This is a genomic window from Hoeflea sp. 108 (genome assembly GCF_000372965.1).
Classification (GTDB): domain Bacteria; phylum Pseudomonadota; class Alphaproteobacteria; order Rhizobiales; family Rhizobiaceae; genus Aminobacter.
This window is the reverse complement of the sequence record NZ_KB890024.1, coordinates 458,916-485,579: the sequence shown is the minus strand read 5'-3', so window position 1 is coordinate 485,579 and position 26,664 is coordinate 458,916. Positions and strand designations below refer to the sequence as shown.

At 62.4% G+C, this 26,664-nt stretch carries 22 protein-coding genes; 8 read left to right on the top strand and 14 right to left on the bottom strand.

Annotated features, from left to right (window positions below; translation table 11 throughout):
* Window positions 1–18 precede the first annotated feature (18 nt).
* The 4 genes from B015_RS0102350 to B015_RS0102335 are packed head-to-tail and all read left to right on the top strand — an operon-like array spanning window position 19 to window position 4,989.
* Window positions 19–1,608, top strand: a complete 1,590-nt coding sequence (locus B015_RS0102350; RefSeq protein WP_040456462.1) for an ABC transporter ATP-binding protein — start codon at window positions 19–21, stop codon at window positions 1,606–1,608.
* A complete protein-coding gene (locus tag B015_RS0102345; protein ID WP_018426047.1) occupies window positions 1,608–2,660 on the top strand; it encodes an ABC transporter permease in 1,053 nt (350 codons plus the stop codon). Before B015_RS0102350 ends, B015_RS0102345 begins: the two co-directional genes overlap by 1 nt.
* A 10-nt stretch (window positions 2,661–2,670) precedes the next feature.
* Complete coding sequence (locus B015_RS0102340) at window positions 2,671–3,606, top strand: ABC transporter permease (protein ID WP_026226803.1); 936 nt, start codon at window positions 2,671–2,673, stop codon at window positions 3,604–3,606.
* A gap of 54 nt (window positions 3,607–3,660) precedes the next feature.
* On the top strand, window positions 3,661–4,989 hold the full coding sequence (locus tag B015_RS0102335; protein WP_040455944.1) for an amidohydrolase: 1,329 nt from the start codon (window positions 3,661–3,663) through the stop codon (window positions 4,987–4,989).
* A gap of 220 nt (window positions 4,990–5,209) precedes the next feature.
* On the opposite strand, the gene B015_RS0102330 is transcribed toward B015_RS0102335, so the two are convergent.
* From B015_RS0102330 to B015_RS0102305, 6 genes are all read right to left on the bottom strand, one after another.
* A complete protein-coding gene (locus B015_RS0102330) occupies window positions 5,210–7,654 on the bottom strand; it encodes a Wzz/FepE/Etk N-terminal domain-containing protein (RefSeq protein WP_018426044.1) in 2,445 nt (814 codons plus the stop codon).
* A gap of 130 nt (window positions 7,655–7,784) precedes the next feature.
* Window positions 7,785–8,690 carry a UTP--glucose-1-phosphate uridylyltransferase gene (locus B015_RS0102325; protein WP_018426043.1) on the bottom strand — a complete coding sequence of 302 codons (906 nt, stop codon included), beginning with the start codon at window positions 8,688–8,690 and terminating at the stop codon, window positions 7,785–7,787.
* A gap of 42 nt (window positions 8,691–8,732) precedes the next feature.
* A complete protein-coding gene (locus B015_RS0102320) occupies window positions 8,733–9,683 on the bottom strand; it encodes a glycosyltransferase family 2 protein (RefSeq protein ID WP_018426042.1) in 951 nt (316 codons plus the stop codon).
* Window positions 9,673–10,599 carry a glycosyltransferase family 2 protein gene (locus tag B015_RS0102315; protein WP_018426041.1) on the bottom strand — a complete coding sequence of 309 codons (927 nt, stop codon included), beginning with the start codon at window positions 10,597–10,599 and terminating at the stop codon, window positions 9,673–9,675. Before B015_RS0102315 ends, B015_RS0102320 begins: the two co-directional genes overlap by 11 nt.
* On the bottom strand, window positions 10,596–11,576 hold the full coding sequence (locus B015_RS0102310) for a glycosyltransferase family 2 protein (RefSeq protein ID WP_018426040.1): 981 nt from the start codon (window positions 11,574–11,576) through the stop codon (window positions 10,596–10,598). The genes B015_RS0102315 and B015_RS0102310 overlap by 4 nt, the downstream gene beginning before the upstream one ends.
* 25 nt (window positions 11,577–11,601) lie before the next feature.
* The gene (locus B015_RS0102305; protein WP_018426039.1) at window positions 11,602–12,774 is read right to left on the bottom strand and encodes a hypothetical protein; all 1,173 of its coding nucleotides are present in this window, start codon (window positions 12,772–12,774) and stop codon (window positions 11,602–11,604) included.
* A 167-nt stretch (window positions 12,775–12,941) separates the two neighbouring features.
* Between B015_RS0102305 and B015_RS0102300 the strand changes: the two genes are divergently transcribed.
* Window positions 12,942–14,282 carry a polysaccharide pyruvyl transferase family protein gene (locus tag B015_RS0102300; RefSeq protein WP_018426038.1) on the top strand — a complete coding sequence of 447 codons (1,341 nt, stop codon included), beginning with the start codon at window positions 12,942–12,944 and terminating at the stop codon, window positions 14,280–14,282.
* On the opposite strand, the gene B015_RS0102295 is transcribed toward B015_RS0102300, so the two are convergent.
* The 8 genes from B015_RS0102295 to B015_RS32420 all read right to left on the bottom strand — a co-directional run bounded on the left by B015_RS0102295 (window position 14,229) and on the right by B015_RS32420 (window position 22,473).
* Window positions 14,229–15,689 carry a lipopolysaccharide biosynthesis protein gene (locus B015_RS0102295; protein WP_018426037.1) on the bottom strand — a complete coding sequence of 487 codons (1,461 nt, stop codon included), beginning with the start codon at window positions 15,687–15,689 and terminating at the stop codon, window positions 14,229–14,231. The genes B015_RS0102300 and B015_RS0102295 overlap by 54 nt on opposite strands.
* Window positions 15,686–16,867: a glycosyltransferase gene (locus B015_RS0102290; protein ID WP_018426036.1), complete on the bottom strand. Its 1,182-nt coding sequence runs from the start codon at window positions 16,865–16,867 to the stop codon at window positions 15,686–15,688. Before B015_RS0102290 ends, B015_RS0102295 begins: the two co-directional genes overlap by 4 nt.
* 15 nt (window positions 16,868–16,882) lie before the next feature.
* Window positions 16,883–17,962, bottom strand: a complete 1,080-nt coding sequence (locus B015_RS0102285) for a glycosyltransferase (protein WP_018426035.1) — start codon at window positions 17,960–17,962, stop codon at window positions 16,883–16,885.
* A 28-nt stretch (window positions 17,963–17,990) separates the two neighbouring features.
* Window positions 17,991–19,322, bottom strand: a complete 1,332-nt coding sequence (locus tag B015_RS0102280; RefSeq protein ID WP_018426034.1) for a UDP-glucose/GDP-mannose dehydrogenase family protein — start codon at window positions 19,320–19,322, stop codon at window positions 17,991–17,993.
* Window positions 19,323–19,373: 51 nt separating this feature from the next.
* The gene (locus tag B015_RS0102275; protein ID WP_198292839.1) at window positions 19,374–20,186 is read right to left on the bottom strand and encodes a family 16 glycosylhydrolase; all 813 of its coding nucleotides are present in this window, start codon (window positions 20,184–20,186) and stop codon (window positions 19,374–19,376) included.
* Between the two features lie 106 nt (window positions 20,187–20,292).
* Entirely contained in the window at window positions 20,293–20,694 is a 402-nt protein-coding gene (locus B015_RS30280) for a hypothetical protein (protein WP_018426032.1), read from the bottom strand.
* A gap of 5 nt (window positions 20,695–20,699) precedes the next feature.
* A complete protein-coding gene (locus tag B015_RS0102265; protein WP_018426031.1) occupies window positions 20,700–21,743 on the bottom strand; it encodes a glycosyltransferase family 2 protein in 1,044 nt (347 codons plus the stop codon).
* A gap of 289 nt (window positions 21,744–22,032) precedes the next feature.
* Window positions 22,033–22,473, bottom strand: a complete 441-nt coding sequence (locus B015_RS32420) for an exopolysaccharide production repressor protein (RefSeq protein WP_081623422.1) — start codon at window positions 22,471–22,473, stop codon at window positions 22,033–22,035.
* A gap of 428 nt (window positions 22,474–22,901) precedes the next feature.
* On the opposite strand from B015_RS32420, the gene B015_RS0102250 reads away from it, so the two are divergent.
* From B015_RS0102250 to B015_RS0102240, 3 genes are all read left to right on the top strand, one after another.
* Window positions 22,902–23,576: a sugar transferase gene (locus B015_RS0102250; RefSeq protein WP_018426028.1), complete on the top strand. Its 675-nt coding sequence runs from the start codon at window positions 22,902–22,904 to the stop codon at window positions 23,574–23,576.
* Between the two features lie 98 nt (window positions 23,577–23,674).
* Entirely contained in the window at window positions 23,675–24,928 is a 1,254-nt protein-coding gene (locus B015_RS0102245; protein ID WP_018426027.1) for a polysaccharide biosynthesis/export family protein, read from the top strand.
* Between the two features lie 11 nt (window positions 24,929–24,939).
* The gene (locus tag B015_RS0102240; RefSeq protein WP_018426026.1) at window positions 24,940–26,190 is read left to right on the top strand and encodes an O-antigen ligase; all 1,251 of its coding nucleotides are present in this window, start codon (window positions 24,940–24,942) and stop codon (window positions 26,188–26,190) included.
* The last annotated feature ends 474 nt before the right edge of the window (window positions 26,191–26,664 follow it).

The window sequence follows — 26,664 nt, the reverse complement described above, 5'->3', positions numbered from 1 at the left end:
CGATCAATGGACGCTGCAATGCCTGATCCAGTACCTCGCCTTGCGAGCAGCGACACTGCGCCGCCGCTCGTGTCGCTGCGCGGAATCGCCAAGTATTTTCCCGGCGTCGTCGCCAACGCGGATGTCGACCTCGACATCCGCGCCGGTGAGATCCATGCGCTTCTCGGAGAGAACGGTGCCGGCAAATCGACCTTGATGAACATCCTCACCGGGATCTATCAGGCCGATGCCGGGGAGATTGCCATCAATGGCAAGCCGGTTCGTTTCGGTTCGCCTCTCGATGCGATCGCGGCAGGCATCGGCATGGTTCATCAGCACTTCAAGCTGGTCCAGGCCTTCACCGTGGCCGAAAACATCCATCTGGGATGGGGGCAGACGCCACGGCTGGCGTCGGCCAGCCAATTGGAAGCAAAAACGGCTGCGATCGCCGAAAAATTCAATCTCGCCGTCAAGCCCAACGCTCGTATCCACACCTTGTCGGCGGGTGAGCAGCAGCGTGTCGAGATCCTGCGCGTGCTGGCGCGAGACGCGCGCCTTCTGATCCTCGACGAACCGACAGCCGTGCTGACACCGTCCGAGGCTCGGGAATTGTTCAAGGCACTCGACGCCTTCCGCAAATCCGGCAACGCCGTCGTCTTCATCAGCCACAAGCTTCATGAAGTCCTGGAGATTTCCGACCGGGTGACAGTTCTTCGCGGTGGCCGCAAGGTCGCAACCCACGAAACGAAGGACTGCGATCATCGCATGCTCGCCGGGCTGATGGTCGGACGCGAAATCGTTCTGGGCAACTACCGCGACCGATCGGAAGAACCCGCGCGCGATGCCAGTCCTGTCGTGTTGGAACTCAAGAATGTTTGCGCCGACGATCAACGCGGCCTGCCGGCACTCCGGAACATCGACCTCGTCATCCGGGCCGGCGAGATATTGGGAATTGCAGGCGTCGCAGGCAATGGCCAACGCGAACTGAGCCAGGTCATGACAGGTATCCGCCCACTTGTTTCGGGCGAGATATTGATCGGCGGAAAGGCCGAAAGCCGCAGGGATGCAGCGGCCTTCGCAGCACTTGGCATCGGCCATATACCCGAGGACCGCTTGCGTAGCGGCTTGGCGCCTTCGCTTTCAATCGACGATAATGTGGTGATCCGGGAATACAAGACCGACGCCGTCTCGCGCGGCCCGCTCTTCGATCCGCGAGCCGCCAACCGGCTGGCCCGGACGATCGCCGCAGACGCGGAGGTGGCGATTCCTGATTTTGGCATGCCGGTGCGAAACCTCTCAGGTGGCAACCAGCAGCGCCTTGTCGCCCGACGCGAGATCCGCATAGCGCGGAAAGTCCTGGTCGCAGCATACCCCAGTCGTGGCCTGGATATCGGCGCAATCAACACGATGCTTCGCCATTTCGTCGAACTTCGCAACCGGGGCGTCGCCGTCGTCCTGATTTCGGAAGACCTCGAAGAATTGCTCAGCCTTTCGGACCGTATCGCGGTTCTTTACGAGGGCCGGATCATGTCCGTTTTTGACACCGAAAGTGCCGATATGGAGACCATCGGTCTCTTGATGGGCGGGCAGACGGTGGGTTCGTCCGCAGCCAGCGGCGAGAGGTCGTGATGGCCTGGCGTCTGCAGCGCTTCCCTTCGCCCAAGCCTTCCGTCGCCATTGCGGTTCGCGTCGCGGCGATCATGCTTGCGCTCATCGTCGGCGGCGTCGTTGTCGCCGTCTCCGGGCACAATCCGCTTGCCCTCGGCGGCCAGGTCATCACGTCGACGTTTGGCTCGAGCTTCGGGCTGGAGGACCTCGGGCTACTTGCGACGCCGCTTATCCTGACAGGCCTTGCGGTCATGATCACCCGGCGCATCGGGCTTTGGAACATCGGCGCCGAGGGCCAGTTCTATGCAGGTGCGCTTGCAGCCGCGGCGATCGGCCTTTTTGTCGAAGGCCCGGCCTGGCTGATGCTGCCGGCGATGTTCCTGGCGGGCGTCGCCGGCGGCATGGCATGGATCACCATCCCGACACTCGCCCGGGCGTTTGTCGGCGTCAATGAGCTCATCACCACTCTGTTGCTGAATTTCGTGGCGACCCTGCTCGTCTACTACTTCGCCACCGGACCGTGGCGGGATCGGGGTGCCGGAACGCTCGGCTCCACCCCACGCATTCGCTACGAGATGCCGGAGCTGTGGGGCATGGTTCATTGGGGCTTTGCGATCGCGGTAGCATTGACGGTGCTGGTGGCGGCAGTGCTGTCCTTTACCCGGTGGGGGTACGAGGTGCGGATCAGCGGCGCCAATCCCGAGAACGCCCTCTATGCTGGCATACCGGTACGGCGGCGCATCATTGCGGTGATGCTGCTTTCGGGTGCGGTCGCGGGCATTGCCGGAATGCTGGAAGTGGCAGGAACGGTGCATCGCCTGCAGGGCGGTATCTCCAACAATTTCGGCTATCTTGGCATCATCGTTGCGGTGCTCGCACGCACCTCATGTCTTGGCGTCCTTGCCGCCGCAGCGCTGATGGCCTTCATTCTCAACGCCGGCATCATTCTGCAGACGCAGGGACTTACCACCAGCGCGATCGTTGCGCTGACCGGCCTCGTATTGATGTTCACCGCCATCGGCGACGAGTTTGCGCATTACCGCCTCGTCCGCACCGATCGGGTCACCGCATAGGGATGCCGCCATGGATCTCATAACGGGGTTGCTGACGACCGCCGTCCTTGCCGGAGGCGTCCTGGCACTGGCAGCACTTGGCGAGGTCATCTGCCAGCGCGTCGGAGTGGTCAATCTGGGCGTTGAGGGCTTGATGGCACTCGGCGCGGTGACGGCGGTCGCTGTCACCATCAGCGTCCCGAACCCGTCGATCGGCTTTGCTGCAGCGCTCTTGGTCGGGCTTTGCTTTGGCATGGTCTTTGCCGTGGCGACGGTGCTCTTCCGCGCCAATCAGGTGCTGTGCGGACTTGCGTTGACCCTGATGGGGACGGGGCTTGCCGCCACTGTAGGCAGGGCGTTTTCCGGCATGCCGGCCAAGGCGACCTTCCAGCCGGTGATCGTGCCCTACTTGAGCGAAATTCCCATTTTGGGACCGGCCTTCTTCTCCCAGAACGTACTTGTCTATCTGATCTTCATTATCGTGCCCGTCGCCATCCACTGCCTGATGTTCAAAACGCGTCATGGCCTCAACATGCGCGCGGTCGGAGAAAATCCCGCGGCGGCCGACGCGGCCGGCATCCCGGTCCTGGCGATGCGCTTCTGGTACGTATCGCTGGGCGCGGCACTGGCGGCTGGGGCCGGTGCATATCTCACTTTGGCTTTCGTCCCGTCATGGTCGGACGGAATTGTCGCCGGCCGGGGCTGGATCGCCGTCGCGCTGGTCATCTTTGCGCGCTACAGGCCGCTGAATGTCGTGATGGCAGCACTTCTGTTCGGGCTGATCACTGCACTTGGCTATGTCGGGCAGGCACGCAACTGGCCGGTCACCCCTGCCCTGCTCGGCATGCTGCCATATCTCGGGACACTGGGCTTCATCATCGTTCCCGTCATCGTCCTGCATCGCATGAGGCAATTGTCGGCGGCGCCAGCAGCACTAGGCATGCCCTATTTCCGCGATGTGCGCTGAACATCTGAATTTCTGAAAACCGGGTCCTGAAACGGATCGCGTAGGAGGATACGCATGACCATCGATATCGCCATCATAAACGGTACCGTAATGCCCATGGGCGGCGCCAAGCCGATCGAGCATGGAGCCATTGCCATCGCCGGCGGCAAGATCCTGGCCGTTGGGGCGCAGGAAAGCATCGACATTAGCAATGCTGCGAAAGTCATCGATGCTTCGAACTGCGTGGTCATGCCCGGTTTCTGCGACAGCCACACGCATATTGCCTCGAACCTGCTCCTGCGTGGTCTTCTGGAGGATGTCCGGCTGTTCGAATGGCTATCCACCATGTGGCAGCTCAAGCGCAATTTCGATCCCGAAACGCTTTACTGGGCAAGTCTGAACGGTCTCGTTGAAATGGTGAAATCGGGCGTCACCTCCTTCAACGAGCATTTCGATGCCTATGCAGTGGAGCCGCAGATCGAAGCACTTAAGAAGATCCCGCTTCGCGCTACCCTTGGCTATGGCTTCGCTGATCGCGGCGTTTACGCATCGATCACCGACTGGTCTTGGAAAACATTGCACAGCTTCGGCGATCTCATCGCCAAGCATCACAAGTCGCAAAATGGATTGCTGCAGATCGGGCTGTCGCCGCATGCCACATATTCGTGCGGGTCTGAAATGTTCCGCCTGTCGCGCGAGGTTGCAGACGCGCACAATGTGCCGATCCACATCCACCTCGCCGAGGCGCCCCAAGAGACCGTCTATGTCGCCGAAACCTACGGCACATCGGCGGTCCGCTGGCTTCATTCACTTGAATTCCTGAAGTCTGACGTAACTGCTGCCCACTGCACGCAGCTCGACGAAGATGACGTAAGGATATTGGCGGCAACCAACACAAAGATCGCCCATTGTCCATGCTGCAACGCCAAGGTGGCCTCCGGCACACTGCCACTCAAATGCGTGCGCGAGCATGGCGTCACGGTCGGCCTGGCAACCGATGGGCCAGCCAGCCACAACACGCTCGACATGTTCCAGGAAATGAAATTCGCCGGCCTAATTCACAAGGACAAGACCGCCGACCCGGAATTCCTGAGAACAACCGAAATCCTGGAAATGGCGACCTCCGAGGGGGCTAAGGCAATGAACCGCCCGGAAACCGGCAAGCTGGCACCCGGCATGGCCGCCGATGTCATCGTCGTAGACCTCGACAACGCCCACACGCAGCCGGTCTATGACACTGCTGCTGCGCTGGTTTATTCAAGCCGTGCCGACGACGTGCTTCATAGCATAGTCGGCGGACGGCTGCTGATGGAGAACCGCATCGTCGCCGGCATCGACGAGGCAGAAATCCGGGCCAATTTCCGCAGCAAGGCACACGCGCTGCGCAAGCGAAGCTTGGGGTGATCGAAGCGCAGGATGGCGGAGTTCACGCTCAATGACTTTGAAAGGTTCGATCTCCGATCCGAACAGCTTACTTGGTCGAGATTGGTTTTTCAGTCTGAAGCTGGATAAATTGCATGTTGGCCCTGACAGCAAACATCGTCGACCAACATGCTGGCGGTCGCGACTGCGCCTCTTGTGGACTTTCCAGGTGCCGCTCCAAAGCGGAACTGCCAAGCAGCTGCTAGGCCTCGGTACGATCCTTTTTCCGCTCGAACGGCGCTTTGACCCACTGCAGCAGCCCTTCATATGCGGCTTGGAATTTGTTCCGGGCCGCGGTGCCGCTGCCATTACGATCGAAATAATAGCTCGAATAACGGTCGAGAAACTGCTCCGAACCGCCGTAGGCACCGTAATGCGGCAGGCGCTTGAGATCGACCTTGTTGAGCACTAGTCCCAGCATCTTGGATGCGATCTGCGGCTCGGCTGCGAGCACCGAGCGCACCAGAGGGCGTGGCGTCGCGCCCCATTCGGCAACCAGCACGAAACCATCTACCAGCGGCGCAAACGCCTTGGCGTCCACCACCGGGCCAAGTGGCGGCAGATCGACCACGATGTATTCGAAGGTCGACTTGGCGTCCTCAACGAAGCGGCGCATGCCGGGCGACGACAGCAACTCGCTCGTATGCGAGAAGCGAGCGCGCCACGCCGCCGGCACAATGGCGAGCTTGGTCTGTCTGTCGACCTTAATCGCCGACTGCCAGCCCTGACCGTCGACCACGGCCTCGACCAGCCCGCGTTCCGTCACGATGCCGAGCGAGCGACTGAGGCCAGGATTGCGCAGGTCGGCGTCGATCAACAGTGTCCGTGCCCCATTGCCGGCAAGCAGGCCGGCGAGATTGGCGGCGACCATCGACTTGCCTTCGCCCGGCAGCATCGAGACGATGCCGATCACCTTGCAGGGCACGTCCTGCAGCACGACGTCGCCGGCAATCCTGGTATTGCGCAACGTCTCGGCAAACAATGACGCCGGTGCATCGACAGTCACCCGCATACGTGCCCGCCTTTCGCTCGCCGCCGACACCCGCGGTTGCTCGGTGCCTTCCGCCGGGACTGTCGGCTTCTGGTCGTAGCCGCCGAGCAGCGGCAGGTAACCGAGGAACTTGAGGCCGAGGCGCTCACGCACATCCTCGGCCGTGCGGAAGAAGCGCTCGTTGAACTCATTGAATGCGCCTGCGGCAGCGCCCATGATCAGACCGAGCACCAGCGACAGGCCGAGCACCAGCGAAGTTCGCGGGCTTGATGCGCTGCGCGGCAAGGTCGCCTCGGAGATGACCCGGACCTTCGCGATCGGGAACGAGCGCTGCTGCGAGGCCTCCTCGTAGCGAGACAGGAAGGTCTGATAGAGCGTGCTGAGTGCGGTTGCCTGCTGCTGCAATTCACGCAACCGCACCTGGGCCTGGTTGGCCGAGGAGTTTTGGCCCGTGGCACCAGCGACACTTTCGGAGAGTGTGGTTTCGCGCGAGCGCGCCACCTCATATTCGTTGCGATAGGTCTCCGACAGTTGGCTCAACTCGCGGAGGACCTGCTTGGCAATATCGGCCTGCTCCTTGCGCAACGCCGTCGCCTGTGGATGGTTCGGACCGAAGCCCGTGGCGATCTCCTGCTCGCGCTTGGAAACCGCCGCATAGCGCTTCTTGAGCTCGGACAGCACCGGATTGCCCGGGTCAGCGGCCGACAGCGTCGAGTTCTGCACGGCAGCCTCCGGCCCACCATCGACGATCGTGCGGTACTGCTCATAGCGTGCCCTTGCCTTGGCCGTGTCAGCCTTGGCAAGGGTCAGTTGGGCATTGAGATCGGAGAGCTGTTGCTCGGCGATGGTTTCGCCGCGCGCCGCCGCCAGCCCGTTGTCGGCGCGGAATTTCTCGACCTCAAGTGCAGCCGCCTGCGAGCTGGCGCGTAACTCCTCCAGTCGTCCCTGCAGCCAGACTGCCGCCTTCTCGGTGGCCTCAAAGCCGGCGTCCAACTGGTCGGCGACGAATGCATCTGCATAGGCCCTGGTAATTGCAGCCGACAGCTGCGGGTCGATCGAGCGATAGGCGATGGAAATGACGTAGCTGCGACCGATGCGCTCGGCCATGACATTGGCCTGCAGCGCCAGGACCGCCTGTTCCTTGCGCGCGGCCTCAGCTGCCGCCCTGCGCTCCGCCTCGCTCAACTCGGCTCCGACCGATGCATCGGGGCGCGAGCGGAAAATGCCGACGAAGCCGCGTGCATAGCCAACCAGCGTCGAGGCCAGGGATTGTGGCGGCTGCATAAAGGCAGGGTTTTGATCGAGCTTCTGCTTGTCGACGACGACGGCTGCCAACCGCGCCGATTTGATGATCTCGATCTGGCTGAGGATCGCCGCATCGGTCTGCATGTTGACCGGGGCCGCCGATACCTCGTCGACGATCTTGTTCATGCCTTCGTCGATCAGGACGCGCGTGGTCGCGGTGAAGCTCGGCGGCGTCGTCTGGAGATAGACGAGCCCGAGAACAATGCCGATCGCAGCGCCCGCGCCTACCACCTTGACCTGGCGCCGAGCCATGGAGAACAGGCGTTCCAGGTCGATGAAATCGCTCCCTTCGCGCGCCTCGTCCTGCTCGGCGTTGCGGCGATTGCTGAAGGCGAAGCTGGCATAGTTCATAGGCATTCCAGTCTTTTGCGGAGCACGAAGCTGCACTCGGAAGGGTCAGACGCCCTCTGCAACGTGCTGCCCTGAAACAGAAAGCCGGCCCCGGCGACACGCGGCCGGCCGAGTCCTGGTCGTCGCCCGATCAGGCCGCTGCTGCCCTGTCATTCTCGGCGATCATCTCGCGCAGCGCTTCCAGCACCGAGCCCTTGAGATCGGCCCGTTTCAGCGCGAACGCCACATTGGCCTGGATGAAACCTTCCTTGGAGCCGCAGTCGAACATGCGTCCCCCGAACGGGCGGGCGAAGAACGCCTGGTTGTCGGCAAGCCTGACCATCGCATCCGTCAGCTGGATCTCTCCGCCGGCGCCACGCGCCTGGGTGCCCAAAAGCGTGAAGATCTCCGGCTGTAGGATGTAGCGGCCGTTGATGTAGTAGGTCGACGGTGCATCGGCCGGCTTCGGCTTCTCCACCATCGCCGTCACCTCGAAGCCCGAGCCGGTGGCTTGGCCCTGGCCGACGATGCCGTATTTGTTGGTCTCATGCGACTGGCATTGCTCGACGGCAATCACATTGCCGCCGGTTTCGCCATAGAGCTCCATGATCTCGGCCAGACAGCCGCGCTTGCCGAACGACACCATATCGGGCAACAGCAGCGCGAACGGCTCGTCGCCGATGATGTCGCGGGCGCACCAGACGGCGTGGCCGAGGCCATGCGGCGCTTGCTGGCGGGTGAAGCTGGTGGTGCCGGGCACTGGCAGCAGCGTTTCCAGCGACTTGATCTCGGCGACCTTGCCGGCCTGCTCGAGCGTGCCGATCAGTTCGGGATGCAGGTCGAAATAGTCCTCGATGACGGCCTTGTTGCGGCCGGTGACGAAGACGATGTGCTCGACGCCGGCTTCCAGCGCCTCGTCGACGGCATACTGTACCACCGGCCGGTCAACCACCGGCAGCATCTCCTTCGGCATCGACTTTGTCGCCGGCAAAAACCGCGTGCCAAGACCAGCCACCGGGATGACTGCCTTGCGGACTTTCCTGAAACTCGACTTCATATGCTCTCCTCGTGTTGTCCGATCGAAAATGAGGCCGCCACCTCACCTGCCCGACCGGGATGCAAATTGTTGTGCGAGCCGCTGCAAGCGAACCGCGATCGGCATGCGCAGGTGGCGCACCGCCGACGGATTGCCGAGCGCAGTCCTCACCGCCTTGAGCGGCGAACGCGATTTGATGTGCTCCACCAATGACAGGAATGTGGCGGCCTGTTCGAGGCTTCGGGTCCTAAGCGTGAACGCTTCGCGAGCCGCCACATCGAGGCTGTTGACTTCGGCGAAGATGCGGTCGGCGCGCTGCATGGCCTCGACGTGAGGCAGCTTCAGCACCCGCGAGATAGACCCCTGAAGCACATGGTAGCTATAGCCTACCGCCGGTTCGACGGCGCAGCCGCCGCCCCGAGCGAGCGCGCTCGCAAGCAGGACGTAATCCTCGCCGATGCGCAGGCTCTCGTCATAACGCAGGCCGTGCCCGTCGAGATATCCACGCAGGAATATCGGCTTCATGTAACCAAAATTGAACGTGGATTCGAAGACGAGATTGCCGGCGATGAAGTCGGCAAGAGATAATTGTCCGAGACCTTCGAGAAAGTCCCCCGAAAACATCACATCTAGGGTGGTTCCGTCTTCACGAATCACCTCGAGATTGTCGACGGCCATCGCAGCACCGCGCTTTTCGGCGCACGCGATCATTGCGGCCAATCTTTCCGGGCGCACCGTATCGTCGGAATCCAAAACCGCCACCCAACGCCCGAGCGCGGCGTCCAGGCCGGCATTCCGGGCTCCGCCCGGGCCGCAGTTGCTCTTGAGCGCAACCACCCTGACTCTTGGGTCGGAATGAGCGCGGGCAATTTCCAATGTTCCGTCGGTCGAGCGATCGTCCACCACCACGACCTCGACCGAAACGCCCTGCTGCGCCAGCGCGCTGTCGATGGCACGGCCAAGTGTCAGCTCGGCATTGTAGGCAGCGATGACGAAGCTGACATCAGGCTGCATGCGTAGTCTCCTTGCCGCCGTAGAGCCGCAGTTCGCGCAGGCCCAGGAGGCCGCTGGCCACGCCGACATGCATGATGCAGCGCAGCAGGTTGCGGTTGCGGCAGACCGGTCGGAAAACGGCAAGCGCTGCGGCTGCAAAACAGTAGCCGGCCTTCGCCGCGGCGAGGCCCAGCTCCGGAATCACGGCCAGGCCTGAGCGGCGCGTTCCGATAAGACGCCCATGCGTCTGGCCCACGCGATAGCGCCGCCTGGACAGCCAGCCGAAGCTGGCGCGCCCAACCGGAACCGGCTCTTCCACCCAGGCATCAGAGGCATAGGCGAATGTTCCGCCGCTGCGATGGACCTGGTCGAAGAATTCGGTGTCCTCGCCGCCCGTCTGGCCACGCAGCAGGCTGAACCGTCTGCCAGCGACCGATGCCGCCCGCGCCCGCAAAAGCACGTTGCAGGTGTAGCCGGTGCGGATTTCACAGCCGACGAAGACCGGATAGGTCGAGTGAAAATCACCCATGCGCATCCAGCGCGGCGCCGTGCTGGCATAGCGTGCCCTGACCGGCCCAAGCACGACATCGGCGCCCGTTGCGTCGAGCCGCTCGACCAGCCGCATAAGCCATTGGTCGGTCGCCTTCTCGTCGTCGTCGATGAAGGCGACCAGATCGGCCGAACTTGCGTCCAGGCAGGCGTTGCGTGCGACCGAGATGTTGCCTGCCGGGGCATGGACGTAGCGCACGGGCAGCGACAGCTTGCTGGCAAGCTCAGTAACCAACGCCGATGCGCTCGGCATATCGTCGTTGTCGGCCACGACAACACCGACGCCGTATCCCCTGGGCAGTTCCATGGCTTCAAGCGAGCGCAACGTGTCGGCCAGTTCCGGGCGCCGAAACGTGCAGACGCAGATGTCGATGCGAGCGCCGGTCATGCGGGGCGGCCTCGCACGCCCGCGCCGACCATCTGCTGCCAGAAGCCCAGCGACCAGGCGAAATGCATGACCATGGCCGACACACCGGCCAAGGCGAGCTTCGGATCGCCGGCGCGCCAGGCCAGGCGTCCGCCATAGGCAAGGCAGATCGCCGCCCACAGCGCCAGCGGCGGCGCGAACAGCCAGTGGAGCGGCGTCAACATGGCAACCAAGGCGGCGGGGAACACCATCAGCGGCACCATCTGCCTGAGCTTCGGTACCAGCCGATGCTTGAGCAGGTTGCGTGCCCTCCCCCGGCCGTAACCGAGATATTGCCGATAAAGCCCCTTGAGCGAGTTGCGCGGAAAATAAGTCATCTGCGTCCTGCCGCTCAGCCAGATGCGGAACCCCGCCTGCTTCAGCCTATGGTCGAGTTCGGCGTCCTCGTTGTGGCTGAAGCTCTCGTCGTAACCGCCGACGGCGGAAAAGGCATCGACGCGCAACAGCGCGTGATGGCCGTGGTCGATCCACTCGCCCAGCGAACTGTGCCGGTGTTTTGAACCGCCGGTACCCAAGCGCGAATTCTGCGCGGCCGCCGCCGCCCGTTGTACAATCCCTGAGCCTCTGGTCAGCATCGACACGACGACAGCGTCCGCACCGGTGTCGTGGGCATCCTTGATCAACCTGTCACAGTAATCGTCAGGGTAGCCACCATGGGCGTCGATGCGGATAAGATACTCGGCGCTACCACCGAACCGGCTAACGGCGAGGTTGACGGCCGCGCTTTGCAGACGGCGCGGGTTGTCGATCAGCACCACATCAGGATTGTCTGCTGCGACGGCCGAGACGATGTTGCGCGTCGCATCTTCGCTGCCGCCATCGGCCACGACGACAAGAGCCCCAAGCCGGCGCGACGACGGCAGTAGCTGGGCAAGCAGCGGCCCGATGTGACGTGCCTCGTTGAGGCATGGAATGACGATGATGCAGGATCCAGGCATTGCTCAGCTATTTTCTGTTGAGATTTCAGGCGGCTACGGCGGCGATCTCGCCATCGGCGAGGCCGGCAACCTTCACCAGCTTGGCCACAAGCACGCGGCAGTCGGAACTGTTGCAGCTCCAGGTCGACGGCTCGCAGGCCGTCACCTGGTCGCGCAAGGCGCGATAACGCTCCGGCGTCATGGTGCCGAGCGCCTTGTCGAGCGCTGCCACGGATGCCTCTTCCAGGACAATGCCGATGCCCTGGCGCTGGAGGAAGGTCGCCGTCTCCGTGCCGGCCATGGCGATCGGCACCGTTCCAAAGCGGCAGCCTTCATAAAGCCGGTTGGGCAGAAGCCATGTCGAGTTCAGGCCTTCTTCGAAGAAGTCGATGGCCCACGAGAAATGTACGCCGCCATAGATCGCGGCCATGTCCTCGGGATTGCGGTAGGTACCGCCGAAGGACAGATGCCTGGCTGCATCGACCACGCCGAGGAAATCGTCGAATTCGGTCAGCGCCGGTCGGCCGCGTAGGACGACTTCGAACGCGCCGTCTGCGCTCTCCGTGAAGGTTTGCAGCAATTCCAGCGATTTGCGACATCGGAGCGCGCCGAACCAGCCGATGCGCCATGGCTGCGCTGCCAAAGGACCTGCCAGTGTCGGCGCGACGGGCCCCTTGGGCCCGAGTTCGAGCAGCTTGTTCTCCAGCAGTTCGATGGGCGCATCGATCTGACCGAACTTCTGGAAGTAATGCCTTACGAAGGCCGGCGAACTCGTCAGCAGCAGCCTGACGTCGCGTCCGAGCCTGCGCTCGGCACCGCGCAGCGCGCGTCCGACCATGTCGTCGCGCAACACCAGACGGTGAATATCCAGGCACTCGTAGACAACCGGCGCAGACGTGCCAAACGCGCAGCGCGCGCGTTTGGCCAGCGCCAGCATTTCGAGATTGCGCGCTAGAATGACGTCGGGCACCGGCTCGCCTTTCAGCGACGCGGCGATACCAGCGGCGGCCTTGGCAACAGCCCCAAGACGTTGCGCAAAGCGTCCGTCACGCGTGTATCCGAGATCGATCGGCGTTACGCCCTCGATATCAGAAAGAGGTAATTTAGTCCTGCGGAAACCGGCTAACGTCAGACGTGCGCCACCGGCCTTGAGCATGATGACCCGACGGCGAACAGCTGGATCGGAAATATCATGCACGAGGTACAGAACATGCAGCATGAGATCACGCTCGCAGTTTGGCCCACCGAGTCGGGATGCTAGGGAAGCACTTGTTGCATCGCAACAAATACTACCTCCATCCGCCTCAACTTTTGTTGCGTCGCAAAATAGCCCGTTTGATCTGCATGGATCGCGGGCGGCGGGCCTCACCACGGAGACGCAGCTGCATGAAGAAAATCATTGTCGAAAACACTGTTTGCCTGAACACCGGCGACGCGGCGATCCTCCTGGCGATCAGGCATATCTTGAAAGCCGCCACCGACGATCAACTCCAGTTCCATGTCTTCGATAGCCAGCCGGACGTAGCCGCGCGGCTCTACCCCAAGCGCGACTATCCTGACATCGACATCCGCCGTCTGCCCTCCGAGACGGTCTTCAAATACCCCTATGACGACAACCCGCTGAAGAACTTCGCCAAGCCGATCTACAACCGCCTTGTCCACAGCGCCCTGCGCCACTACGGCCAGAGCCGAGCGCTCGACGAGACCATGTTCAGCGACGACGAGCGCAGCAGCCTCGATCTCTACCGGCAGGCCGACATGGTGATCACGACTGGCGGGACCTATCTGGTCGAGACCTACAATCTCGAAAAGCGCCTCAACCAGTTCCGCATCAATGCCGTTTTCGGCAAGAAGACGGTCTTCTTCACCCAGTCGCTCGGACCGTTCGACAAGGCCTACAACCGTCGCGAACTGAAGCCGGTCCTTGACCGCAGCCCGTTGATCCTGCTCCGCGACGAGCGTTCGCGCCGACATCTCAAAGGCCTGGTCGAAGACATCGGCAAATGCCACGTCGTTGCCGATTCCGTCTTCGCCCTGGCTGACCGGCAAAAGATCGAAGGCATCCTCGCGGCAGCGAAGCCGCTGGAGACGACAGGTCGTGTCGGCATTTCGGTGCGGCACTGGAACTATGTCCGCGGCGGCGAAGGCGGCATGGACCGCTACAGGGAGTCGATCCGGCGTATCGCCACCGACCTGGTGCGCAATCACGGCAAGAAGGTGACGTTTGTGTCGACCTGCCAGGGCGTGCCTGAGTATGCCCATGACGATTCGAAGACAGCACGTGCCATTGTTGCCGAACTCGACACAGACGTCGCCGCCCATGTCAGCGTCGACGGCGCATTTCATACGCCGGAACAGCTCATGCAGCTCGTCAAGGGCTTCGACTTCGTCATCGCCACCCGCATGCACATGATGATCATGTCGTTGTGCGTCGGCACGCCGGTTCTGCCTATTGCATATGAGTTCAAGACCAGGGAGCTGGCCAAGCGGGTCGGCCTCGCCGACCTGCTGCTGGACATCGACACGATCACGCCGGATGAGGCAGCCGACAAGCTCGCGGCCTTCGCGACCGCTCTCGACGTCAGAAGGCGCACGACGCTCAACGCCGTGTTCGAGGAACACGCCTCGGCAATGTCGGCGGCCGACCTGATCCGGCCGCTGCTCGCACAAGGTTCAGCCCTTGCGGCGGACGACCATGCGCCACGCATCACCGAGGGCGCGGCGTGACTGCGGCACCGCGACCATGAAGGTCAGCGCCACCGCGTAGCTGAGCACGGCCGCGGTGGCCGCCAAGACGAGATTGCTGTGCGAGGTAAGCATGGGCTGCAGCTCGGCATAGACCAGCCAGGCTATGCCGGCCGCGACGATCAGCAATCCCTGGACGAGCAGGAAATCCACGGCCGAAACCGGCCCGACCCGCTGCAGCAGCACGGCAAGCACCGGCAAGCGCAGCACGTAGCCGCTGATTGCATAGGCGGCGGCAACGCCGACCGCCCCCCATCTGAGGCCGACGACGAAGGCAATCACTGTCGTCAGCGCAGAATAGATGCCCCATCGGAACATCGTGCCGGTTTTGCCCTGGCAGATGAACACCCAGCCGGTGGTGCTGGAGACCGGTTGCATCAGCCCCGCAATGCCGAGCCAGGCAAAGATCGGCGCCACCGCCAGCCAGCGCTCGCCAAAAAACAAGGCGACGACCGGCTCGGCCGCCATTGTCAATGCGGCGATGCCAGGCACGGTGACGAAGGCGAGCAGCCAGTTGGCGCGGAGATAGGCGTCGCGGAACCGGACCTTGTCGTTCTGGATACGGCTCAACAGCGGCACCATAAGGCGCGACAGCGGCTGGTTGATGTTTTGCAGCGGAAACAGAAGCAACTTGTAGGCGCGGTCGTAATAGCCGAGTTCGATCGCGCCTGAGAACTTGCCAATCAGGATGTTGTCGAGATTGCGTGAGAAGAAATTGACCAGGTTGAAGCCGGTGAGGTTGGCGCCGAAGGACAGGATATCGCGGTCAACGCGCAGATCCGGTCTTTTGGGCAGCCAGCCAGTGGCCCGCCATGCAGCCAGCAGCGTCACCAGCGCGCCGACGGCAGGGCCGATGACCAACGCCCAATAGCCGAGGCCGGCATAGGCGGCGGCAATCGCGGCCACCAATCCGGTAACGCCCGTCAGCACATCGTTGATCGCCAATTGACCGAAACGCATGTGCCGGTTCATCAGCGCCAGCGGCAGCGCCGCAAGGCTGCCGAGCAGCAGCGGCATTGCCGCTGCAAGCGCGATACCGGTCATTCTGGCATCGCCGTAGAAGGACGCGACCAGCGGCGAGAGCGCCGCAACGACGACCGTGCAGACAAGGCCCGCAAGCGCACTGATCCAGAACACCTGGTTCAGCTGTGCCGGCGCAATGTCCGGCCGCTGAATCACCGCCTGCTGCAGGCCGAGATTCTGGAACAATCCGACAAAGGCGACGATCGGCCCGACCGAGGCGACGAGGCCGAAATCCTCGGGCGCAAGAAGACGTGCCAGCACGACCACCGAGACGAACTGGATGCCCATGCGCACGGCCTGCGCCGCCCCGGTCAGGGCGCCGCCGCGCAGGGCGATGCGACCCAGTTGCTGCGGCACGGCATTCATGCCGCTGCCTTTGTTTCGGCGAGATGCACGAGCATGCGAACGAAGTCGTCGTTGAGGCTGGTGGAATCGAACTCTTGCTCAATCTTGACGCGCGCCACGCGCGCCATCCGTGCGCAGACGTCGGGATTGTCGGCGACCCAAATGAGCTTCTCGGCCAGCGCTGCGGCGTCCCGCTCGGGCGCGAGCAGGCCGCTGCGTCCGTCCTCGATCAGCTCGGGAATGCCGGAATGATGGCTGCTTACGACGGTCAAGCCCGCCGCCATGGCCTCCATCAGCGCCACCGGGATACCTTCGACGTCCCCGTCACTGGCCTTGACGCTCGGCAGCACGAAGACATGCGCCTTCCCAAGCCGTTGCTTGACCTCGGCATGGGGTCGCGGCCCGAGGAATTCGACGCGGTCGGCAATGCGCAGATTCTGCGACATCAATTTCAAGCTCTGCAACAATTCGCCGCCGCCGATGACGGCATAGGTCCAGTCGACATCGGGCCGCCGCGTCGTCACCTGCGCCAGCGCCCGCAAGGCAAACTCGATCCCCTTCTTCTCGGTGAGGCGGCAGACCGAGATCAGTTGCAATGCCCCCTCGCCTCGGACGGCCGGACGAAACTCAATCTGTTCCGTCCGCACCCCCATGTGGTGGACAACCACCTCGTCGGCGTCAGCACCCACACCCAACAGCGCATTGCGGAAATAGGCATTGACCGGCAGTTGTCGGGCGCCCTGCTCGAAGACCACGCGATAGCGGCCGAGCGTGCCATCATCGATGGGGCCGCCGACATCGTTGCCGTGGAAGATGGTCACCAGCGGCGCATCGATGCGCCGGCGCTTGATCGAGCGCGCGACCCGCAGCCCATTGTTGCCGAAATGGGCGACGATGACGTCGTATTTCTCGAGCTTGCTGGCGAAGGCGATGTCGAGCGCCGTCGACGTCTTGTCCCAGAGGGGACCCGACCATTTGCGCAGCGCCGGGCGCAGCGGCGCCAACCCGCCCCACCAGCGCTCAACACCCAATGGCAGATTGCGCCAGCGCTCTGCATCGACATGGCGATCCTTGCCGAAGGTCGTCACGTTGCAGACGACGCCGACTTCGAGACCCCTTTCGAGACAGCCTTCGATCTGGTCGAGCACGAATGTCTCCGACAGCGACGGAAACCGGTCGACGACGAAACACACCTTCATCGAGCTCTTCCTGCTTCAGGCCGCATGATCGAGCCGCCGGGCGGCCGCCTTTTCCAGCACCCCCATGAAGGTGGCGAACTGCTGGTCGGGATCGAGCTGCGGCCGGCGCGCAAATTCCCGCGCCGCGCTCGACAGGCGCTCATGCTCGGCGCCGGAGTTCCAAAGGCTGCGCATCGCAGTGACCCAGTCGTCGAGCGGCGCGTCGTGGTCCAGCACCAGCCCGCCGGGACCGACTGCTTCGGGCAGGCCGCCGCGGCGCGAGGCTATGACCGGGATGCCGCTGCAATGCGCCTCGGACGCCACGCGTCCCCAGGCTTCCTCCCACTTGCTCGGCGCAAGCAGGATGCGGGTACGGCCGTAGACGGTCTTCATGTCGTTGGTGCGCCCCTCGAGCCTGACATTGCCGAGCGGCGCGATCGTCGCCTCGATGCTGGTGCGGTGCTCGTCCGACAGCTTCCAGCTTTCGACGAACAGGAACGGGATTTCCGGGCAGCGTCCGGCGATGCGCACGGCAAGCTCAAAGCCTTTCTCATTGTAGGGATTGATGAGGGTGACGAAATCGCCCGTGCTTTCCGTGGCATAGAAGGCCGGGTCGATGGTTGGCGGGATGACGGTCGATTCAATGCCGAAGCGCTGCCGGTAGGTGCATGCGGTGAACTCTGAGTTGGCAATGTAGTGTGCGGATTTGAGTTCGCGTAGGTCACCACCCAGTTCGTGGAATTCGACGTTGCGGAGGTAGATCACGACGGGAACGCCGCGTTCTTCGAGCGCTGCAGCTATCGGTACCGACTTGTGGCACTGCACGACCGCGACATTGGGCCGAAGCTTGTCGATGGCGAATCCGGCAGCCTCCCAGGGGAACCAGGCGCGGACCACGGGATAGCCTGGAAAAGTGTCGATGACGGCGCGCTGCCGCATCAGTTTCATCTTGGCGCGGGCCTTAAGGCCGAACATTCCGTCGCCGAACAGGGCCGCCAGCACCGATGCCTCGTGGCCATGAGCGCGCAATTGCTCGACCAGATGATGCGTGCTCGATTGTACACCGCCGCTGAACTCAGGCGTGTATCCGTTGCCGCCGGCAAACAGAACCTTCATGTGCCTCTCCTTGTCGGTTGATGTTCGCTCAGCTGGCCTTGCGGCCGATGGAGACGTAGGTGATGCCGTGGCGGGCGACGACCGCCGGGTCGTAGAGATTGCGCCCGTCGAAGATGACGGCTGTCGAGAGCTGCTGCCTGATCAGCTCGAAGGATGGCGCCCGGAAGTTCTTCCATTCTGTGGCGATCAGCAGCGCATCCGCCCCGCGCAGGGCCGCCTCCTTGGTGCCGCACAGCAGAAGGTCGTCGCGCTGGCCGTAGATCTGCTGCGCCTCGTTCATCGCCTCGGGATCGTAGGCCTGGACCTTGGCGCCTGCGGCCCACAGCGCTTCCATCAGCACGCGCGCCGGCGCCTCGCGCATGTCGTCGGTGTTGGGCTTGAACGACAGTCCCCACAGCGCAAAGGTCTTTCCCTGGAGATCCCCGTTGAAATGCGCCTTCACCTTGTCGAACAGCACCGCCTTCTGGGCGTTGTTGCGGTCTTCGACCGACTGCAAGAGCACCGGCTCGAAACCGACGTCTTCGGCCGTGCGGATCAGCGCACGCACGTCCTTGGGGAAACACGAGCCGCCATAGCCGAGGCCGGGATAGATGAAGTGGTAGCCGATGCGCGGGTCCGAGCCGATGCCCTTGCGCACCTCCTCGATGTCGGCACCAAGCAGCTCAGCGAGATTGGCCATCTCGTTCATGAAGCTGATCTTGGTCGCCAGCATGCAATTGGCGGCGTATTTGGTGAACTCGGCCGAGCGCACGTCCATGACGATGATCTTCTCATGGTTGCGGTTGAACGGCGCGTAGAGCTCGCGCATCACCGCTTCGGAGTTTTCGCTCTCGGTGCCGACGATGATGCGGTCGGGCTTCATGCAGTCGGCAACCGCCGAGCCTTCCTTCAGGAATTCCGGATTGGAGACGACGTCGAAGGCGAGATCGTCCCGCCCGCGCGCCTTCAGCGCCGCCGCAATCGCCTCGCGCACCTTGTCGGCGGTGCCGACTGGCACGGTCGACTTGCCGACGACGATCTTGGGCTCGTCCATCTCGCGGCCGATCGCATCGGCCACCGACAGCACATATTTCAAGTCCGCCGAGCCGTCCTCGCCTTGCGGCGTGCCGACAGCGATCATCTGGATCTCGCCATGGCGCACGGCCATCGCCGCATCGGTGGTGAAAACGATACGGCCGGCAGCGTGGTTCTCGCGCACCAAAGCCTCCAGCCCGGGCTCGAAGATCGGGATGAAACCCTGGTTCAGCCGCTCGACCTTGGCTGCATCGATATCGACGCAGACGACGTCATGCCCGACCTCGGCCAGCACCGCCGCCTGTACCAAACCAACATAGCCAATGCCGAAAACAGTCAGATTCATCAGGAAAGATTCCAGTTCGAAATGCGAATGAAGAGACAGGAACAGGAGCGGTCACTGCAGCTTGCAGGCAACCGAGCCTTCGAACTGGCAGGCATCGCCGGGCGCTGTGTAGGCGACGCGGTCCACTTCCATCGTGACGGCTTTGCCGGGGTCGACGAACTGCCCCATCCACTCGTCGAGCGTACCGCTGCCCCACAAGCTGAAAAAGATCTTCTGCGGGTGGCTCGGCAGCTGGGATGGGCTTGTCAGCTCGTGCACCAGCTTCCCGTTGACGTACCACTGCAGCCTCTCCTTCTCCCAGACGAAGGCATAGTCGTTGAAGTCGCGGTCAGCGCCGCCGGGCACGTCGACTAGTTTCTCGTTGCCCGCCTTGCCATCGATGTAGGCGTTGAGCTGGACCTTGGTCGGATCCTTGGTCAGGATTTCGAAATCGATCTCGTCATGCGGTTGCTTGTGCACGGGGCCGATATAGCTGAAGAAGGCGGCGTTCAGACCCGGCGCCACGCCGCTGCTCTTGATGCGCGCCTCATAGACGCCATAGCCGAACCGCGACTTGGTCTGGATCTCGCCGCAGGAATAGTCGCGCGCCTTGTAGGGCTTAGGCTCAAATGACAATGTTGCGACCCCGTCCGTTACCTGCACCTGGTCTTTTGCCCAGGTGCAGTTCTGGTGCTTGCCGTTGTCCCAGCCGTCCGACACCAGCCAGCGCGAACGATCGAGGGTGTCGAAGTTGTCGACGAACGACTTGCCTTGGGGGTCCTGGGCAGCGGCAGCACCTGCCGAGGCGCACAGCCCAACAAGGGCCGCGATCAGCTTGGCAGGAAGCGGAGAAGCGAAGGGCGCGATTGCAACATTGGTGTTCATGATCGTCCTCGTTTCGGCGCGCTTCCTGATGGAAGCCCGCATCAAGTTCCACCCGTCGGGTGTCGCCGACAGGCAAGTTTCCCTCCCGATTTCCTTCCTGAATGGGCTATGTGCCCGTCGACGCCTCCCCGCACAGCGGCAGAGCCCCCGCATGTGTGTCGACCTGCCGGTCCTCGACGGCAAAGTCGTCGACCCGGTTCTTGAGGTCGGCGACGAATTCCTTCTGCCGCCCCAAAGCCTCGATACGGCACAGGCAGCTTTTGATCGCTTCGGTCAGTTGGTCCATCTCCGCCGCATGGCTGGTTGACACCGCATCGTTGCTCACCGCCTCGACCAGGAAGGCGGCGTTGGCAGATACAGCCTCGTAACGGTTCCTGATGCCGGTTCGCTCTGCCTCAATCTCGGCCGCCAACTGGTCGAGCGCGCGGGTCAATTGTTCGAAGCGCACGCCGTCATTTAGGCGGTCGCGGTCGGGACTGCGGGTGCGAAAGGCGAAGATGGAAGCCATGGCGCCTACTCCGATTTCGAGTTTGGAGGCCAAGCGAGATCAGCCGCATGATCTGTCGATGCAGCAAGCATTGTGCCGGGCAAGAGATAGCGAACTTGCGGCTCGCCCCCCCGACCAACGCTCAACCGCAGCAATGGTTCGAACTTGTCCCGTGCGACGCCCGAGAAGACAGCGCGGAAATGGCCCTGAGACCCAAAGGCAAAGGTCGCGGCATCAACCAGCCCCACCTCGGCCTTGAGGTCGAGGAAACGTCGCAAGCGATACTTGTCGCGCATATGGCGCTCATGCCGCTGCAGCGCTTTCCTTGCATCGCCGGACAATCCAGGCAGCGTGAGTAGCGTCTGGTCAACGTCGGCAAGCCGCCACAAATCGTCGGTGCTATGCCGACCGCTCAGCGAATTCGGCCGCACCACCGCCGCATAGCCGCAAGTACGCACCAGCCTGAAGCGGGCGCCGTGGAGCAACGCCCAGGCGTAGAGCGCATAATCCTCACCGAGCCTGAGGTTCTCGTCATAGGCGAGCCCATGCTCGTCGAGAAAATCACGCCGGATGATCGGCTTGAGGAAGCCGAGTTCGCCGCGTTGTGCGCCGCGACGGGAGATGTTGCCCTCGACGAAGCTCGCTAAGTCCAGCGATGCTGGCTCGGCAGCGAAGCTGGGCAACTTGCTGCCGAGCGCTCGAGGATCGCGAACGAAGACAAGATTGTCGGCGACGATGTCCCAGTCGCTGGCTAAGACCAGCGGGCCGAAACGCCCTGGCAGGAAGAAATCATCGGCATCGAGAATAGCGATCAGCGGCGATGTGGAATGGCGGATCGCCATGTTGCGCGCGAAGGATGGGCCTCTGTTGACGTCGAGCCGCAGCACCATGAGCCGGCCGCTGCCGTCTTCCGAAGCGTGTGCCACGGCTTCCGTTGCATCCGTGGATGCATCGTCGACGACGATAACCTCGACAACTTCAGGTTCCCGCAACGCCGAAGCGATTGCGGTGCCGATCGTGTCCGCTGCGTTGTGCGCAGCGATGATGACGCAGACGTCGGTTCCGCTCAAGTCGGTTGCCTTTCCGTCAGTGCCCGCCGACGGAAAGAGCTATATTGCAGGTGCGAACAAGTGAACCCAAACTTTTGTTACGACAGGTCATCTGCCGCCCGCAGCCTCATTCCCGACCGGACGCAAAGCATAGCCTCGCCTGCTCGCCAGCAGTCCAAAGGCGATCACATAAATAGGCTTTGCGAAGCTTGGGCCACAGCTTTCGCCCGAGGGGTCATCAGCTGTCCAACGGCGCAAGAAGTCTCGACCGCACCCACGTAAAGTGAAGAAAGACGACGAATCGCAGGCTTCAGTGCGCCCCACCTTTGGGCTTCATCTCATCGATGGTCACAGCCGGCTCCGCCGGCTTCCTTTCAGGCGCCGCCTGAGGCTTGGGCTCTCGCGCCACCATCAGGAGGACAACGACGAAGTATCCGACCTGTAAAATTACCGCGCAGAGCACAGCGCGAAGCAAGACCGTGCCCCAGCTGGCAGAATCCAGAACCGACCACAGGGTGACGACGGCAATAACGATTGCCAGCCCAAGCACGAATTTGGGTAAAGTCATTGCCCTTCCCCACCCGCAGGCGGCATCGGCGGAGTCTTTGTGACGATGTTGCTTGCCATGCCCGAGCCCTTGCAAGCTTCCGACCGAGCCGGTGGCCTGCCATTGCTTTACTGCGCTCATAACCTCGATCAAGGCCCGCGAGAAATGCCGCTCGATTATATTGGCCGCGTCACCTGGCAGCAAGTCAAACGAGTGTTGCCCCGACTCTGCCGCTGAGACAACCGAACCCGGCTATGCTGCCTTGCATCTCAAAATAGCCGGGTTTCACTTGAAGCCCAACCATCTCGATCACGAAACAACGGGAGCTCATAAAAATATCATCAATCATGTTTTTGAGCATAATCCGCAATGTTCAAAACTCGTTGCGACAACGCTATAATATCTACTGAAAACATCAGTCGGTCGATCCAAATCACGATATGAGAATCCACTTAAAGTTTGATAGGTTGACCACGAAACTGTCATATTGACCACTTTTCATGCAGAAACCGCTGAGGACAACGGCAGCTCGTTGCAGAAATATTTCACGCGCCAAAAAATCGTGTTTTGCAGCGCAACATGCCATCAGTATCGTCGCGCCAGCAAATCGACCGACCAACCGGAGCTGCAGGATGCGGGATATCGCCAAGTCGAACAGCCTGGAATTCGCGCATGCGAATGCCGATTGCCCGCCGGTCGGCGGGGCGCTCAAGCGCGGCTTTGACATCCTCGGCGCCGGCGCAGGGCTCGTGGCATTGAGCCCGCTGTTTCTGCTCTTGGCCATGCTGGTGAAGTTTTCTGACGGTGGCTCGGTCCTCTACGGCCATCGTCGCATCGGCCGCGGCGGGCGCATTTTCCACTGCCTGAAGTTCCGCACCATGGTGCGTGATGGCGAAGCAGTGCTGGCGCAGCATTTGCGTGACGACCCGGAGGCCAAGGCCGAATGGGATGCGACGCGCAAGCTCAAGAACGACCCCCGCGTCACCCGCGTCGGCGCTGTGTTGCGCAAGCTCAGCCTCGACGAGCTGCCGCAGATCGTCAACATCCTTCTTGGCGACATGAGCATCGTCGGCCCACGCCCCGTCGTGCGCGACGAGCTCGACTATTACGGCAAGGCCGTAGTGTTCTACTTCCGCTCGCGTCCAGGTCTCACCGGCCTGTGGCAAATCAGCGGCCGCAACGATGTCTCCTACGACAGTCGCGTCGCCTTCGACCGCCACTATGTCGAGAACTGGTCGTTCGTCCAGGACGTCCGCATCATCCTCAAGACGGTTCCGGCCGTCTGCATGTCGCGCGGCAGCTACTGAGCCGACCGCGCAAGAAGCTGCGCCCAAGGTGGGGCGGCGCAGCATTTCTGTCCTTGCAGCCATCGGGCGCGCAAGGCATCGACAGGAGCCACCGTCCCTTGATCATTTTCTCCGCAACACGCCATCACCCGCCCGTGGCTCGCAGCCTGATTGCGACTGTCATCGCAGGCATCATCCTGTTCACGACTGACAGCTCTGCCTTCGCCGACGAGTACCGCCTGGGCACACTCGACAAGCTGACGATCCGTGTCGTCGAGTGGCAAACCGTCGAAGGCACCTTCCGCGACTGGTCACCTGTCAGCGGCGACTACACCGTCGGCCCGTCGGGCAGGCTGTCCCTGCCCTTCGTCGGCGAGACAGACGCTGCGGGCAAGACAACCGCCGAGATTGCCGCCTCGATCGGCAAGTCCCTGCAAGACAAGTTCGGGCTGTCGGACCGGCCGGAAGCTTCGGTCGAGATCGCGCAGTACCGGCCTTTCTACGTCTCCGGTGACATCCAGGCCCCAGGACAATACGCCTATGTGCCCGACCTCACGGTGCTCAAGGCGATCAGCATGGCCGGCGGCATGCGGCGCGGTAGCGATGGCGCTGGCACCGAGCGCAATCTTATCAATGCTGCGGGCAGCCATGCCGTGCTGACCGACCAGCAACTGCGGCTGATGGTGGCCAGGGCGCGTATCGATGCCGAACTTGCCGGCAAGTCCGAGGTCATGGCACCGGAGGCAATCGCCTCGAACCCACTCGTCCCGGACATGATCTCGGAAGAGACGGCAATCATGGCTTCGCGCCAGAAGAAGATCGCGCTGCGGCTAAAGGCGCTTGACGACCTCAAAGGCCTGCTCACGCGCGAGATCGAAGCCCTTGCCCGGAAGTCTGAAACGCAGAGCCGACAGGTGGAGCTCGCCAAGAAGGAACTTGGTGGCATCGATTCGCTCGCCCAGAAGGGACTGGTGGTGAACACCCGCGTGCTGTCGACCGAACGTTCCATCGCAGAGATGGAAGGCAAGATCCTCGACCTTGAAACGGCGATGCTGCGTGCCAAGCAAGACATCAGCAAAGCCGAGCAGGATGCGATCGACCTGAAGAATGACAATGAGTCCGAACTCGCAACTGAACGGCAGAAGGCGGTCGCCGAACTCAACGCCGTGACCCTCAAGCTCAACACCCAGAAGGGTCTGATATCGGAGGCCGGCGGCGTTGCTCCCACGACAGGCTCGGAATCCGCACTGTCCTACGTCCTGGTGCGCAAGGGCAGTGGCAAGAGCAGTCAGATCACAGCCGAGGAAGACACCCCGGTGCTGCCAGGCGACGTACTGAAGGTCGAGCGCTCCGGCGCTGTTCCGGTGAGATAGCCACAGCCGGCATGAAGATCAGGAAGGCACTGCTGGTCGCACCAGACCACAACAGGCTCTACGGCGGCTTCGCGGTCGCCGTGTCGCTGTTCGTCTTCGCCTATTCATTCCGCATCGGACAGGTTTCGGTACTGGCCTACTACGCACTGTGGATGCCGCTGATCTTGGTCGACTACCGTTTCACGCTCGGCCGCCTTGTCCATTCGCCGCAACTGCTTGCCTTCGCGCTGATCGCATGCCTGTCCTGGTTCTGGTCCGACGCACCCGACATCACTGCGCGGGCCGGGCTCCAGTACCTGTCGCATGTCGTCTGCGCCGTCATTGCCGCCCGCGTCATCGACGCCAGGACGCTCACCGTCGGCGCACTGTCAGGCATCGCCGCTATCCTCGCCTACTCGATTGCCGTCGGCGGTTCAGTCTACGATGCGCTCGACGGCACCTATTCCTTCGTCGGCGCCTTCGCCTCGAAAAATCAGCTCGCCTTCTATGCCTCGCTCGGCATCCTGTTCGGCTGCTATTTTGTCCTGTTCCTCGGCACCGGTCGCCTGTCGCGCCTTTTGGCACTGGCCGTGGCAGTGCTCTCGGCAGCGCTCCTGGCGATGTCGAAATCGGCAACCTCGATGCTGGCGACGCCGGCGGCCCTCACGCTTATCCTGGTCGGCGCAACCTTGCAGGCATTCTCGCCAGCGCAACGCCGGGTGTTCTTCGCCGCCACCGCTGCTGTCGGCATCGTGGCCGTTCTGGCCGCTCTCAACCTCGGCGCCGTCGACATGGTGCTCGGCGCTTTCGGCAAGGATTCGACGCTTACCGGACGCACCTATCTGTGGCAGCAAGGTTTTGACGCAGCCGCCACCCAGCCTTGGCTTGGCGTCGGTTACCAGGCCTATTGGGTCCAGGGCTTTTCAGAGGCAGAGCGGCTGTGGAAGGAGTTCTACATTGACTCGCGCTCCGGCTTCCATTTCCACAACACCTACATCGAGGCATTTGTCGAACTCGGTTATGTTGGGACGGCGGCCATCGCCCTGCCGCTGATCGCGGCTCTCGGCCTTTGCATTCGCGGCCTCCTCGGCAGCCGCGTCTGGACAGAACCGCTGCTCTTCAGCGGCATTCTCGCGCTGCTCGCCATCCGCTCTTTCTTCGAGGTCGACATGCTGCAGCCCTATGCGGTTGGCTCGTTCCTGCTCTATTTTTGCTGGGCACGTGCCCAGGAAAATGCGGCTCAATCCAGTATTACCCGCCCGGCATTCGCTAGGACGGCCTGAGTCAAGCCGGTCCGTTGGCATCCCTCTATGCTGAACAGCGCCCATCGACCGGACTCGCGCGCGGCCGGTCGATGGGCTTGTCTTGCCTGACGTCAGATATCCGATAATCAAAACACTGCACACTCCGAGGTGGGGGCGCGCTCACGGTCCCCGTTAATGCTTCAGGGATTTATTTCCCAAGCTTCTCAATTTCGTGGCCAATTCGGCGGACGGTGAAATGAGTATTCGCAGTTTATGCGGGCCCCCTGTTTCCCCGCGAAAACAGCGACGCCAACCTACGGACGAGTTCGCTCAAGACTGCCCGCACCGCCAGCTATCTTCCGACTCCATAACCAGCTGATTTTGCTTCGCTTCTTCGAGAGCCGCGAAGCTCGGCGCCCGACAACGGTGCCTCAAGAATGATCTGCCAGCCCCCAATCGCACGAGCCCCGGCAGCCCGTTCTTGAGGATGGCCTGCGTCCGCACACAACAGTG

Bases quoted from the DNA above. Each gene is read 5' to 3' on its own strand.
- B015_RS0102295 (WP_018426037.1), bottom strand. From the start codon at position 15,689: ATGAATGCCGTGCCGCAGCAACTGGGTCGCATCGCCCTGCGCGGCGGC.
- B015_RS0102340 (WP_026226803.1), top strand. From the start codon at position 2,671: ATGGATCTCATAACGGGGTTGCTGACGACCGCCGTCCTTGCCGGAGGC.
- B015_RS0102305 (WP_018426039.1), bottom strand. From the start codon at position 12,774: ATGCTGCATGTTCTGTACCTCGTGCATGATATTTCCGATCCAGCTGTT.
- B015_RS0102280 (WP_018426034.1), bottom strand. From the start codon at position 19,322: ATGAATCTGACTGTTTTCGGCATTGGCTATGTTGGTTTGGTACAGGCG.
- B015_RS0102315 (WP_018426041.1), bottom strand. From the start codon at position 10,599: ATGACCGGCGCTCGCATCGACATCTGCGTCTGCACGTTTCGGCGCCCG.
- B015_RS0102320 (WP_018426042.1), bottom strand. From the start codon at position 9,683: ATGCAGCCTGATGTCAGCTTCGTCATCGCTGCCTACAATGCCGAGCTG.
- B015_RS0102275 (WP_198292839.1), bottom strand. From the start codon at position 20,186: ATGAACACCAATGTTGCAATCGCGCCCTTCGCTTCTCCGCTTCCTGCC.
- B015_RS0102325 (WP_018426043.1), bottom strand. From the start codon at position 8,690: ATGAAGTCGAGTTTCAGGAAAGTCCGCAAGGCAGTCATCCCGGTGGCT.
- B015_RS0102300 (WP_018426038.1), top strand. From the start codon at position 12,942: ATGAAGAAAATCATTGTCGAAAACACTGTTTGCCTGAACACCGGCGAC.
- B015_RS0102285 (WP_018426035.1), bottom strand. From the start codon at position 17,962: ATGAAGGTTCTGTTTGCCGGCGGCAACGGATACACGCCTGAGTTCAGC.
- B015_RS30280 (WP_018426032.1), bottom strand. From the start codon at position 20,694: ATGGCTTCCATCTTCGCCTTTCGCACCCGCAGTCCCGACCGCGACCGC.
- B015_RS0102345 (WP_018426047.1), top strand. From the start codon at position 1,608: ATGGCCTGGCGTCTGCAGCGCTTCCCTTCGCCCAAGCCTTCCGTCGCC.
- B015_RS0102250 (WP_018426028.1), top strand. From the start codon at position 22,902: ATGCGGGATATCGCCAAGTCGAACAGCCTGGAATTCGCGCATGCGAAT.
- B015_RS0102240 (WP_018426026.1), top strand. From the start codon at position 24,940: ATGAAGATCAGGAAGGCACTGCTGGTCGCACCAGACCACAACAGGCTC.
- B015_RS0102335 (WP_040455944.1), top strand. From the start codon at position 3,661: ATGACCATCGATATCGCCATCATAAACGGTACCGTAATGCCCATGGGC.
- B015_RS0102350 (WP_040456462.1), top strand. From the start codon at position 19: ATGCCTGATCCAGTACCTCGCCTTGCGAGCAGCGACACTGCGCCGCCG.
- B015_RS0102290 (WP_018426036.1), bottom strand. From the start codon at position 16,867: ATGAAGGTGTGTTTCGTCGTCGACCGGTTTCCGTCGCTGTCGGAGACA.
- B015_RS0102330 (WP_018426044.1), bottom strand. From the start codon at position 7,654: ATGAACTATGCCAGCTTCGCCTTCAGCAATCGCCGCAACGCCGAGCAG.
- B015_RS0102310 (WP_018426040.1), bottom strand. From the start codon at position 11,576: ATGCCTGGATCCTGCATCATCGTCATTCCATGCCTCAACGAGGCACGT.